This window comes from Streptomyces sp. NPDC012935 (assembly GCF_042900345.1).
In the GTDB taxonomy this organism is placed as follows: Bacteria; Actinomycetota; Actinomycetes; order Streptomycetales; family Streptomycetaceae; genus Streptomyces.
In genome coordinates, this window is record NZ_JBIBBC010000004.1 from 459,714 (window position 1) to 472,512 (window position 12,799).

The following is a 12,799-nucleotide window of genomic DNA, read 5'->3' on the forward strand; positions in this document are numbered from 1 at the left end:
ACGCCGTCCGCCGCATGCCAGGTATGCGAAGGCCCGGGTCGTCAGGCGGAAATGCCGTCGATCCGGGCCATGGCGTCCTCGGCGCCGTACGGTTGCAAGTACGGCAGCCAGCGCGGGTCCCTATGCCCGGTGCCGATGATGCGCCAGGCGAGGCCGGTGGGTGGAGCGGGTTTGTGGCGCAGCCGCCAGCCGATTTCGAACAGATGCCGGTCGGCCTTCACGTGGTTGCAGCGGCGGCAGGACGCCACCACGTTGTCCCAGACGTGCTTGCCCCCGCGGCTGCGCGGAATGACATGGTCGACGCTGGTTGCGACGCCACCGCAGTACATGCACCGGCCCCCGTCGCGCGCGAAGAGCGCCCTGCGGGTAAGAGGAACGGGCCCCCGATAGGGAACCCGGACGAATCGCTTGAGCCGGACCACGCTGGGTGCGGGGACTGTGACGGTTGCGCTGTGCATGAAGGCGCCGGACTCCTCGAGGCATACGGCCTTGTTCTCGAGGACGAGGACGAGCGCGCGGCGGAGCGGTACGACGCCGAGCGGCTCGTACGACGCGTTGAGGACCAGGACATGCGGCACGGATGCCTCCTTGGGCGTCGGCGGCGCGTGGCTCGCGCCGGGACGATCTGTAGTCAGTCTCCCCTCTCGCCTGGTGAAAGCGCCACCATGTCCCGGTAACGGGCTGAGAGTGTTTTCGACCACATCTGATTCATCCCCTGGGCGATGAACGGTTCATCCCACCAGTTCATCCCCACGTGGGCACGATTCCTCCCTCGAACATGGCGACGATCCACACACGATGCCCCGTTAGTGTGGTGGGTCTGCCCCGCCGGTGACCCTTTCGTGACCTTGACCATCTACCGACGGGGCGGGCCGCTGCACTGGAGGTACCTGCCGTGTCCCTGTCCGCCGTCCTACTGGCTGCCGGTCCGACGCCGTCGCCAACGCCCTCGGAGACGACCACCCCGGCGGTTCCCACGATCAAGGACGCTCACGAGAGTGCGTCCCAGGCCGCGACCTGGGTCGAGCAGAACTGGTCGACCTGGCTCGCGATAGGCCTGAGGGTCCTGCTGATCCTGGCCATCGCGGCGGTGCTGAGAGTGGTGATCCGGCGGGCGATCACCAAGTTCATCGACCGGATGAACCGCACCGCCCAGGCGGTGGACGGCACGGCCCTCGGCGGGCTGCTCGTCAATGTCGAGCGCCGCCGTCAGCGCTCGCAGGCGATCGGCTCGGTGCTGCGTTCGGTGGCCAGCTTCGTGATCATGGGCACGGCCGCCCTGATGGTCCTGTCCGCCTTCGAGATCAACCTCGCACCGCTGCTGGCCTCCGCCGGTGTCGCGGGCGTCGCGATCGGTTTCGGTGCCCGCAACCTCGTCACCGACTTCCTCTCCGGCGTCTTCATGATCCTCGAGGACCAGTACGGCGTCGGCGACACGATCGACGCGGGCGTCGCCGCCGGCGAGGTCATCGAGGTCGGCCTGCGCGTGACCAAGCTGCGCGGCGACAACGGCGAGATCTGGTACGTCCGCAACGGTGAGGTCAAGCGCATCGGCAACCTGTCCCAGGGCTGGTCGACGGCCGGCGTGGACGTCACCGTCCGCTCCTCCGAGGACCTGGACAAGGTCAGGGCCACCATCGACGAGGTCGCCGAGCGGATGAGCAAGGAGGAGCCCTGGAACGAGCTCCTCTGGGGCCCGATCGAGGTCCTCGGCCTGGACAGCGTGCTGCTGGACTCGATGGTCGTACGCGTCTCGGCGAAGACGATGCCGGGCAAGTCCCTGACCGTCGAACGCGAACTGCGCTGGCGCATCAAGCGCGCCTTCGACGCCGCCGACATCCCGATCGTCGGCCGCGCCCCCCTGGCGCTGGAGGAGGAGGCCGCGGCCGACCCGACGGCGGGCATGGCGGCCCCCTCGGCCTACGCCAGCACCACCTCCCCGCAGTCCGTGGCGGCCACTCCGCTGACGCCGCCGAGCGTGACGAAGTAGGGCCGGGATCGCGGGAACGGTTCAGCACACTCGTTCGAGTGAACGGTTGGGGCATTCCGGCGCGGGGAGCGCACGGGGTGCCCCATCGTTCGGGCGGGGCACCCGGTGCGGGCTTAGCCTGGCATCAGCATGACGAGGAGAACCAGGGATGAGTGCCGAACCCATCATGGAGACGGTCATGACGCAGGACCCCATCGATCTGTTGATCGCGTTCGAAGAAGCGTCCGTGGCGCCGATTCGACCCGAGTACGTCGAGGGGACGGTCATCGTGCCGCCGCAGCCGGACTACAACCACAGCAAGGGCGCTGTCGGACTCACCCTCCAGCTCCACATGGCCGGACTGGACTTGGCAGGCATGGGCATGGGATTCCGTGCCGCACACCAGGACGGCAGCACCATGGCTCTGGTGATTCCCGACTTCTACGTCCTGCACCGCGAGCCCACCGAACTGGATGACTCATACCTGAGGATGCACAAGGGCTGGTACCCCATCGACATGGTCGCGCTGGTCGGCGAGGTCACATCCACCAACCACGCGATCGACACCGGCGCCAAGCTGGCCACGTACGCCGCCGCTGGGATCTCCGTCTACGCCCTCGTCAACCGCAACACCAAGACCGCCCACTGCTACACGGACCCGGTCCTCCCCGGCGACGACCCCACCCAGGCCTACTACGACACCGACACCAAGGTCGACCTCGGCGCCCCCCTCCCCCTCCCCGCCCCCTACCCCACCCTGGACACGTCCCCCTTCCTCCAGGACTGAACGGTCCCGAACAGACCGCCACCGGCCTGGAGTAGGGTCCGGACGGTGACGGGCGGGCGGGGGATGGGGCGGGCGTTCGGGTGGCTGTGGGCGGCCTACGCGGTCAGCTCCTTCGGGACGCGGCTGGCCTTCGACGCCTTCGCGCTGATCGCGGTCGTCGTACTGCATGCCGGAGCGACCGAGGTCGCGCTGCTGGCGGCGTCGGGCCTCGCGGTGGGGGCCGTGGTCGCGGTGCCGCTCGGGGCGTGGGTGGAGTTCCGCCGGAAGCGGCCGGTGATGATCGCGGCGGACCTGATCCGGTGCGCGGCCCTGCTGAGCATCCCCGCCGCGTTCGCACTGGACGCGCTCGCCCTCGGCCAGTTGCTGGTGGTGTCCGTGGTCGTCGCCACGGCGGACATCACGTTCGGCGCGGCGAGCGGCGCGTATCTGAAATCCCTGGTGCCGCCGGAGGACCTGCTCGCGGCGAACGGCCGCTTCGAGGCCACGACCTGGACGACCACCGCACTCGGCCCACCGCTCGGCGGGGTCGCGGTCGGTGTCTTCGGCCCGATGACGACGGTGCTGGTGGACGCGGTCAGCTATCTGCTGTCGGCACTGGGGATCCGGGCGATCGGCGGTAAGGAAGGGCAACAGAGCGCCGGGCAGCAGGCGGGACGGCACCAGCCGCCCCCGGGCACCCCCTCAGGCCCGCGGATGAGCGACCTCCCGGCCGGCTGGCGGCACATCCTCGGCCACCCCACCCTGCGCCCGCTGTTCCTCAACACGGTCCTGGTCAACGCCCTGATCATGGCGCCGGCCCCGCTGCTCGCCGTCCTGATGCTCGGCCAACTCGGCTTTGCCCCTTGGCAGTACGGCCTCGCCTTCGCCGTGCCGTGTCTGGGCGGCCTGCTGGGCTCACGCCTGTCCCGGCGCCTGGTCGCCCGGCACGGCCGGCGCCGCGTGCTTCTGACCGCGGGCACCCTGCGCGCGATCTGGCCCGTCGGCCTGGCCTTCATCGGGCCGGGCACGCCGGGCCTCCTCCTCGTCATGGTCGTCGAGTTCGGCCTGATCACCTGCATCGGCGTCTACAACCCGGTGCTCGCCACCACCCGCCTCGACCAGACCCCGCCTGACCGCACCACCCGCACCCTGACGGCATGGTCGATCACCGGCAAGACGGCCACCGCGGCGGCGACGGCACTGTGGGGCCTGCTGGCCGCGCTGACCGGCACGCGCGCGGCGATCGCCCTCGCCGGGGTCCTGCTGCTGGCGACCCCGCTCCTGCTCCCGCGGCACGAGCTCGCGGCCGACCGCAGCGCCCTCAAGTAACGACTCTGTTGCCTGCCGGACCAGCTCTCTTGACGCCGCCTTCCTGCCGGGCTTACTTTCCTGGGCAGCAGATAGGAAACTTTCCTAACAGTGATCCTGGATGGACTTCCCTCGTAGCTCGCTGAGAAACTGGTCAGCCGAAAGGCAGGTGTCGATCCCCATGGCAGGAACCGCCGGCACGCCGGGCACCCCGCGCGTCCTGCGCGCCATGAACGACCGTGCCGCCCTGGATCTCCTCCTGGAGCACGGGCCGCTGTCCCGCACGCGGATCGGCAAGCTCACCGGCCTGTCCAAGCCGACCGCCTCCCAGCTGCTGGCCCGCCTGGAGGCCGCCGGCCTCGTCCTGGCGACCGGCACCACGGAGGGCCGCCCCGGCCCGGGCGCCCAGCTGTACGAGGTCAACCCGGCCGCCGCGTACGCCGCGGGGCTCGATGTCACCCCCGAACGCATCCTCGCCGCCGTCGCCGACGTCACGGGCCGCACGGTCGGGTCGTACGAACTGCCCACCCCCGGCAGGCGCCCGGCCCAGCCCGTGGTCCGGCAGGTCACCGACGCCCTGGACGGCGCGGTGAAGGCGGCGGGCCTCGCCCGCGACGACGTCCACCGGCTCGTCATCGGCACCCCCGGCGCCTTCGACCCCAACACGGGCCGGCTGCGTTACGCCTCCCACCTCCCCGGCTGGCACACCCCCGCGCTCCTGGACGAACTCGCCGCGGCCCTGCCGATGCCGGTCGAGTACGAGAACGACGTCAACCTCGCGGCGGTGGCCGAGCAGCGGCTCGGCGCGGCCCGCGGCCACGAGGACTTCGTACTGCTGTGGAACGAGGGCGGCCTCGGCGCCGCCCTGATCCTCGGCGGCCGGCTGCACCGCGGCTGGACCGGCGGCGCCGGCGAGGTGGGTTTCCTGCCGGTTCCCGGCACACCCCTGGTCCGGCAGGTCACCAAAGCCAACAGCGGCGGCTACCAGGAGCTGGCCGGTTCGCAGGCGATCCCCCGGCTCGCCCGCGAACTCGGCATCGGTGACATCCCGTCGACGCCGTACGCCGAGGCCGCCGCCACCCTCGTCGAACGGGCCGCCACCGAGGACAGCGACCCGCACCGGCTGCTCCTGCAGACCTATGCGACCCGGCTGGCCACCGGTCTCGCCTCCCTGGTCTCCGTCCTCGACCCCGAACTCATCGTCCTCAGCGGCGCCTCCCTCACCTCCGGTGGTGAGGTGCTGCGCGCCCTCGTCCAGTCCGAGCTGGAGGAACTGGCCGCGGCCCGCCCCAGGCTGGTCGTCGGCGACGTACGTGAACACCCGGTGCTGCGGGGCGCGTTGGAGAGCGCGCTCGCGACCACACGCGACGAGGTCTTCGACACCACCCGCTGACGGCCCCGCTCCCCCGGCTCACCTCCCCCTCCGCGCCCCCTGACTCACCCCCCGCCTTCCCTCACCCACCCCGTTCCCGCCCTTGGGAGACCTCGCCATGCCCGGAAAGTCCTGGAACGTCATACCCTCACCCACCCGCAAGGCAGCAGCCGCCCTCGCCGCCACCGCCTCCCTGGCCCTCCTCGCCACGGCCTGTACCGGCCAGTCGGAGTCCGCCGCCGGCGACGACCCCAACGCCAGGACGACGATCACCTTCTGGCACGGCTGGAGCGCACCCGCCGAGGTCAAGGCGATCCAGGAGAACGTCGACCGCTTCGAGAAAGCCCACCCGAACATCACGGTGAAGGTCGTCGGCAACATCAACGACGACAAGCTCAACCAGGCCCTGCGCGCGGGCGGTTCGAGCGGCCCCGACGTGGTGTCGTCGTTCACGACCTCCAACATCGGCAAGTTCTGCTCCTCGGGCGCCTTCCTCGACCTCAAGCCCTTCATCGAGAAGTCGAAGCTCGACCTCGACAAGCTCATCCCGAAGCCGATGCTCGACTACACCCAGTTCGAGGGCACCCGCTGCGCCCTGCCCCTGCTGGGCGACGCCTACGGGCTCTACTACAACAAGGACGCCTTCGAGAAGGCGGGCATCAAGTCCCCGCCGAAGACCTGGTCGGAGTTCGCCACGGTCGCCAAGAAGCTGACGAAGGCCAAGGGCGACAGCTATGAGCAGCTCGGCTTCATGCCGACCTACCACGGCTACGAGACGGTCGTGGACCACTACATGTCCCAGTGGGACCACGCCTACTTCGACAAGGACGGCAAGTCCAACATCGCCAAGGACCCGGCCTTCGCCGAGATGTTCACGTACCAGAAGAAGCTCATCGACGACCTCGGCGGCTTCGCGAAGCTGGAGAAGTACCGCAACACCTTCGGTGACGAGTGGGGCGCCAAGCACCCGTTCCAGACCGGCCAGGTGGCCATGCAGCTCGACGGCGAGTGGCGCCTGGGCATGACCCAGCAGGCCGGCGTCGACTTCGAGGTCGGCACCGCCCCGATGCCCGTCGCCGACGACGAGGCCGACGAGTACGGCAAGGGCTTCCTCTCCGGCACGATCATCGGCATCGCCCCGCAGAGCAAGAAGCAGAACGCGGCCTGGGAGCTGGTGAAGTACCTGACGACCGACACCGAGGCCGTCGTCTCCTTCGCCAACGCCATCCACAACGTGCCCTCCACGTTCGCCGCCCTGAAGTCGCCCGACCTGAAGGTGGACCCCGGCTTCAAGACGTTCCTGGACATCGCGCAGAACGAGCACTCGAACACCCCGCCGGCCTCCGTCAACGGCTCGACGTACCAGACGACCCTTCAGGACTTCGGCTACCAGTACGAGTCCGGCAAGGTGAAGGACCTGAAGGCCGGCCTGGAGAAGACCGCCGAGCAGATCGACACCGACATCGAGCAGGCGAAGTAGCTCCGTCGATGTCCACGCACACTCTCCGCGCGAAGCGCCGCAGGTCGGCGCTTCGAACGGTGGCCTTCCTGTCACCGTGGCTCATAGGTTTCGGCGTCTTCTTCGCCTACCCGCTGGTGTCCACCGTGTACTTCTCCTTCATGAAGTACGACGGCTTCGGCACACCGGTCTTCCGCGGCCTGGGCAACTGGGCCTACGTCTTCGACGACTACCCGATGTTCTGGCCGGCGCTGCGCAACACGCTCTGGCTGGTGCTGGTGATGGTGACCTGCCGGGTGGTGTTCGGCCTGGGCATCGGCCTGCTCATCACCAAGATCAAGACCGGCGCGGGCGTCTTCCGCACCCTCTTCTACCTGCCGTACCTGGCTCCGCCGGTCGCCGCGACGCTGGCCTTCGTCTTCCTCCTCAACCCCGGCACCGGCCCGGTCAACTCGGTCCTCGACGGCCTGGGCCTGCCGACCCCCGGCTGGTTCACGGACCCCGCCTGGTCCAAGCCGGCCCTCACCGCGCTGGCGCTGTGGGGCGTGGGCGACCTCATGGTCATCTTCATGGCCGCGCTGCTCGACGTACCCAAGGAGCAGTACGAGGCGGCGGAGCTGGACGGCACCTCGGCCTGGCAGCGGTTCCGCTACGTCACGCTACCGAACATCTCGCCGATCGTGATGTTCGCCGTGGTCACGGGCGTGATCCAGACGATGCAGTACTACACGCAGCCGCTGGTCGCCGGAAAGGTCGCCTCCGGGATCATCGGCGGCTCCGGCCAGCAGTTCGAACCGGGCTACCCCGACAAGTCGACCCTGACCCTCCCCCAGCTTGTCTACAACCTCGGCTTCCAGCGCTTCGACTACGGCTCGGCCTGCGTGGTCGCCCTCGTACTGTTCGCCCTCGCCATGGCCTTCACCGCGCTGCTGATGCGGCGCCGGGGCGGACTGATCCAGGCAGGTGACTGACCATGACCCAAGTACTGGACAAACCCGCGCAGTTGGAGGCCCCGACCACCGCCGAGCGCACCGCCCGTCGCAGGGCGCTCCTGGAGTGGATCGCGATCCACTCCCTCGGCCTCGCGGCCGCGCTCTTCTTCACCCTGCCCTTCGTGTTCGTCGTCCTGACCTCGCTGATGAGCGACCAGCAGGCACTCACCCGCGACCTGGTGCCGGGCACCTGGGAGTGGGGCAACTACGCCAAGGTCTTCGACACCCCCGGCTTCCTGACCTGGTGGAAGAACACGCTGCTCTACGCGGGCCTGGGCACGCTCCTCACCGTCGTGTCGTCGATCCCGGTGGCGTACGCGCTCGCCAAGTTCCGCTTCCGCGGCCGGAACCTGTCCCTGATGCTGGTCATCTCGATGATGATGCTGCCGCCCCAGGTGGTCATCATTCCGATGTACCTGTTCTGGGCGAAGCAGCTGGACCTCTCGGGAACCCTGTGGCCGCTGATCATCCCGATGGCGTTCGGCGACGCGTTCTCGATCTTCCTGCTGCGCCAGTTCCTGATGACGATCCCGAACGAGTACCTGGACGCGGCGAGGGTCGACGGCTGCGGTGAACTCCGCACACTCCTGCGGGTGGTCCTTCCCATGGCGAAACCGGGCATAGCCGCAGTGGCCCTGTTCCAGTTCTTCTACGCGTGGAACGACTACTTCGGCCCCCAGATCTACGCGTCCGAGAACCCGGGCGCCTGGACCCTCTCCTACGGCCTGGAGTCGTTCAAGGGCGCCCACCACACCGACTGGAACCTCACCATGGCCGCCACGGTCCTGGTCATGGCCCCCGTGATCCTCGTGTTCTTCTTCGCGCAGAAGGCCTTCGTCGAGGGCGTCACGCTCACCGGAGTAAAGGGTTGAACCATTCATGCAGCATCTCCCCGGGGGACAACCCCCGGCCCTCCGGCCGATGATCATCGTCCCCCGCACCGGGAAGCGAGGCATCTCGCAGTGAAACTCACCGTGGTCGGCGGAGGCTCGACCTACACCCCCGAACTCATCGACGGCTTCGCCCGCCTCCGGGACACCCTCCCCATCGAGGAACTGGTCCTGATGGACCCGGCGAAGGACCGCCTGGAACTGGTGGGCGGTCTGGCCCGCCGCATCTTCACCCGCCAGGCCCACAACGGCAGGATCACCACCACCACCGACCTGGACGCGGCAGTGGACGGCGCCGACGCCGTCCTCCTCCAGCTCCGCGTCGGCGGCCAGGCGGCCCGCGAGCAGGACGAGACCTGGCCCCTGGAGTGCGGCTGCGTCGGCCAGGAGACGACCGGCGCCGGCGGCCTGGCGAAAGCCCTGCGCACGGTCCCGATCGTCCTGGACATCGCGGACCGCGTCCGCCGCACCAACCCCACCGCCTGGATCATCGACTTCACCAACCCGGTCGGCATCGTGACCCGGGCCCTGCTCCAGGAGGGCCACAGGGCGGTCGGCCTGTGCAACGTGGCGATCGGCTTCCAGCGGAAGTTCGCAGCCATGCTCGACGTCCCGGCCTCCGAGATCCACCTCGACCACGTGGGCCTCAACCACCTCACCTGGGAGACGGGCGTACGCCTGGGCGGCCCCGAGGGCGAGGACGTCCTGCCGGGCCTCCTGGCCGACCACGGCGACACGATCGCCGCCGACCTCCACCTCCCCCGCCCCCTGCTGAACCGCCTGACCGCGGTCCCGTCGTACTACCTGCGCTACTACTACGCGCACGACGAAGTCGTACGGGAACTGCGCACCAAGCCGTCCAGGGCCGCGGAAGTGGCGGAGATGGAACGCCAGTTGCTGACCCTGTACGCCGACCCGTCTCTCGACGAGAAGCCGGAGCTCCTCGCCAAGCGCGGCGGCGCCTACTACTCCGAGGCAGCCGTCGACCTGGCAGCAGCCCTCCTCGGCGGATCAGGCAGCCCCTACCAGGTGGTCAACACCCTCAACAACGGCACGCTCCCCTTCCTCCCCGACGACGCGGTGATCGAAGTGCAGGCAGCGGTGGGCGCGAAGGGCCCGGTCCCTCTCGCCGTACCGACCGTGGACCCGCTGTACGCAGGCCTGATGGCCCAGGTGACGGCCTACGAGCAGCTGGCCCTGGAAGCGGCCCTGCACGGCGGCCGCGACCGGGTCTTCAAGGCCCTCCTGTGCCACCCCCTGATCGGCCAGTACGAGTACGCCGAAGCCCTCACCGACCAATTGATCGCACACAACCGGGAGCATCTCGCGTGGGCCTGACCGCACGTGTCCTCGCCGTAGACGCGGGCAACAGCAAGACCGACGTGGCAGTGGTGGCCACCGACGGAACCGTGCTGGCAACGGCCCGCGGCGGCGGCTTCCGCCCACCCACGGTCGGCGTGGAGCCGGCGATGGACACCCTGACCGCAGCAGTCGAACGGGCCTTCGCCGCGGCGGGCGTCACGTCCGTCGACCACGTCTCGGCCTGCCTGGCCAACGCCGACCTCCCGGTGGAGGAGGAACAACTGACGGCGGCACTGCACGCACGCGCGTGGGGGACGACTGTCGAGGTCCGCAACGACACCTTCGCGATCCTCCGGGCGGGCGTGCCGGAACCGCGCGGCGTGGCCGTCGTCTGCGGCGCCGGCATCAACTGCGTGGGCATGCGCCCCGACGGCCGTACAGCCCGCTTCCCCGCGCTGGGCCGCATCTCCGGCGACTGGGGAGGCGGCTGGGGCCTGGCGGAGGAAGCCCTGTGGCACGCGGCACGGGCGGAGGACGGCCGAGGAGCGCCCACGACGTTGACGCACACGCTCCCCGCCCACTTCGGCCTGCCCACCATGTACGCCCTGATCGAGGCCCTGCACCTCGAACACATCGCCCCCGCCCGCCGCCACGAGCTGACCCCGGTCCTCTTCACGACCGCGGCGGCCGGTGACCCGATCGCCCGCGATCTCGTGGACCGCCTCGCCGACGAAGTGGTCACCATGGCGACGGTCGCCCTGACCCGACTGGAGCTACTGGAGGAGTCGACCCCGGTGCTCCTGGGCGGCGGCGTACTGGCTGCCCGCCACCCCCAACTGATCGACACCATCCACGACTTGCTCACCACCCGCGCCCCCAAGGCCGTGCCGACCGTGGTCACGGCAAGCCCGGTCCTGGGCGCGGCCCTGCTCGGCCTGGACGCGGTGGGGGCACTCCCGGAGGTGCACGTACGGCTCCGCCGGCACTTCGAGCCGTAACCCCGCCCCCGCCAGGGGGCTCCGCCCCCTGGACCCCCATCTGCCCGAACGGCCTCGCCCCACCCCGACACTCGAACCTGGAACCGAACAGATTCCCCCGGCGTATTCATGGGCAGGGGGCTCGTGCACAGCGGTTTCGGTGTGCCGGAATTCCGGGATCCGCACTGCGATCCGATCAAGATCCAGCGAAGGCCGGTGCGGATGTCAGTCCCGGCAGCGATACTTGCGGCACGGATGGCCACGGGGGAGGTCAACAGTGACACAGACGCCGAAGAGCAGCACGGCACCACCACCGGGCAACGACCCGGCACAGGGCGCACCCACCATGCCGTCCGTGCCACCCCAGCCCGCGCCCCCGGCACCTCCGGCACCCCCCACAGCCAACGGCCGCCCCACCGCCCCGGCAACACCACCCCGCCGCACCGCCTTCGCCGAGGGTCTGGACCGACTCCGCGCGGCCGCCACCACCGAACCGGGCCGCCTCCGCATCATCGGCGCCCTCCTCGCCGCCCTGGTCCTCGCCTTCGGCGCCGTGGCCGCCTGGCAGATGACCGACCGCGGGGCGGCCGCCGACGACGTCCTCAACCGCAGCCAGCCCCTCAGCTCGGACGCGGCCGACATCTACCGCTCCCTGGCGGACGCCAACACCGCAGCGGCCAGCGGCTACCTCGCGGGCCTGCAGGAGAAGCCCGCCATGCGCGAGGGCTACGAGAAGGACATCCGCACGGCCGCGGCCAAACTCGTCACGGCCGCAGCCAACTCCGAACCGGGCTCCCCGTCAGCAAAGACGATCGCGGAACTCAGCAGACTCCTCCCGGAGTACAAGGGCCTCGTGGAAACGGCCAGGGCCAACAACCGCCAGGGCTACCCCGTCGGCGGCGCGTACCTGCGCGCCGCGAACGAGATGATGCAGCAGAACATGCTGCCCAGGGCCGAAAAGCTGTACAAGACGGAGAACCAGCGCCTGAGCGAGGACTACGCGGACGCGAAGTCCTTCCCCTGGGCCGCCGCAGGCCTCGGCATCGTCGCCCTCGCCGCCCTCGCCTGGGCCCAGCGCCGCAACTACCAGCGCACGAACAGGATCCTGAACCACGGCCTCGTCACGGCCACGGCCGCCGCCACGGTGGTTCTGCTGTGGCTCGCCGTCAGCCACACGGTCGCCCGGGCGGGTCTGAACGACTCCTACGACCACGGCGTCCGCTCCCTGACCGTGCTGCACGAGGCCCGCATCGCTTCACTCACGGCCCGCAGCGACGAGAATCTGACCCTGGTCCGCCGCGGCGCGGACACGAAGACACTCGACGACGACACGGTCGTGGACGCGTACGAGTGGGGGTACGACCAGCAGATCGATCAACTGGGCAAGGCTCTCAACCGTGCCGAGGATCTCGCGGACGACTCGACCGGCAAGAAGCCCGTCCAGGACGCGAACGGCTTCATGAAGGTCTGGAAGGACCGCCATGACGTCGCCCGCGACGACAACAACAACGGCAACTACCAGGCCGCCCGCGACCGCGTCATCGGCGCGGCGAAGGAGCCGACGAGCGTGTGCTTCGACAACGTCGACAAGGCCCTCGCGGCAGCGCTCGCGCACGAACAGACCGAGTTCAAACAGGCCGCGAGCGACGGCCGTGACTCGCTGACCGGCCTCCCGACCGGCGCCGCGGTCCTCGCGGTCCTGGGCGCGGCCGGCGCGGTCCTCGGCATCGGCCGCAGGCTGTCGGAGTACAGGTGAGAGGGGGC

The 12,799-nt window shown here is 69.8% G+C and carries 11 protein-coding genes; 10 read left to right on the top strand and 1 reads right to left on the bottom strand.

The window, feature by feature from the left end; genetic code table 11:
- Positions 1-41: 41 nt before the first annotated feature.
- On the bottom strand, positions 42-578 hold the full coding sequence (locus ACFY5C_RS13880) for an HNH endonuclease (protein ID WP_031476758.1): 537 nt from the start codon (positions 576-578) through the stop codon (positions 42-44).
- Between the two features lie 317 nt (positions 579-895).
- On the opposite strand from ACFY5C_RS13880, the gene ACFY5C_RS13885 reads away from it, so the two are divergent.
- The 10 genes from ACFY5C_RS13885 to ACFY5C_RS13930 all read left to right on the top strand — a co-directional run bounded on the left by ACFY5C_RS13885 (position 896) and on the right by ACFY5C_RS13930 (position 12,791).
- Positions 896-1,990: a mechanosensitive ion channel family protein gene (locus tag ACFY5C_RS13885; RefSeq protein ID WP_389444056.1), complete on the top strand. Its 1,095-nt coding sequence runs from the start codon at positions 896-898 to the stop codon at positions 1,988-1,990.
- Positions 1,991-2,138: 148 nt separating this feature from the next.
- Entirely contained in the window at positions 2,139-2,756 is a 618-nt protein-coding gene (locus tag ACFY5C_RS13890; protein WP_389444057.1) for a Uma2 family endonuclease, read from the top strand.
- Between the two features lie 45 nt (positions 2,757-2,801).
- Complete coding sequence (locus ACFY5C_RS13895; protein WP_389444058.1) at positions 2,802-4,064, top strand: MFS transporter; 1,263 nt, start codon at positions 2,802-2,804, stop codon at positions 4,062-4,064.
- Between the two features lie 160 nt (positions 4,065-4,224).
- Complete coding sequence (locus ACFY5C_RS13900; protein WP_389444059.1) at positions 4,225-5,436, top strand: ROK family protein; 1,212 nt, start codon at positions 4,225-4,227, stop codon at positions 5,434-5,436.
- 121 nt (positions 5,437-5,557) lie between these two features.
- Positions 5,558-6,895 (top strand): ABC transporter substrate-binding protein, encoded by a 1,338-nt coding sequence (locus tag ACFY5C_RS13905; protein WP_389444151.1) that lies wholly within the window; start codon positions 5,558-5,560, stop codon positions 6,893-6,895.
- A gap of 8 nt (positions 6,896-6,903) precedes the next feature.
- Entirely contained in the window at positions 6,904-7,845 is a 942-nt protein-coding gene (locus ACFY5C_RS13910; protein WP_389444060.1) for a carbohydrate ABC transporter permease, read from the top strand.
- Between the two features lie 2 nt (positions 7,846-7,847).
- Positions 7,848-8,738, top strand: coding sequence for a carbohydrate ABC transporter permease (locus ACFY5C_RS13915; RefSeq protein WP_389444061.1), 891 nt, complete (start codon positions 7,848-7,850; stop codon positions 8,736-8,738).
- A gap of 90 nt (positions 8,739-8,828) precedes the next feature.
- Entirely contained in the window at positions 8,829-10,094 is a 1,266-nt protein-coding gene (locus ACFY5C_RS13920) for a 6-phospho-beta-glucosidase (protein ID WP_389444062.1), read from the top strand.
- Positions 10,085-11,056 carry an N-acetylglucosamine kinase gene (locus ACFY5C_RS13925; RefSeq protein WP_389444063.1) on the top strand — a complete coding sequence of 324 codons (972 nt, stop codon included), beginning with the start codon at positions 10,085-10,087 and terminating at the stop codon, positions 11,054-11,056. Before ACFY5C_RS13920 ends, ACFY5C_RS13925 begins: the two co-directional genes overlap by 10 nt.
- Positions 11,057-11,312: 256 nt before the next feature.
- Positions 11,313-12,791, top strand: a complete 1,479-nt coding sequence (locus tag ACFY5C_RS13930; RefSeq protein WP_389444064.1) for a hypothetical protein — start codon at positions 11,313-11,315, stop codon at positions 12,789-12,791.
- Positions 12,792-12,799: the final 8 nt, after the last annotated feature.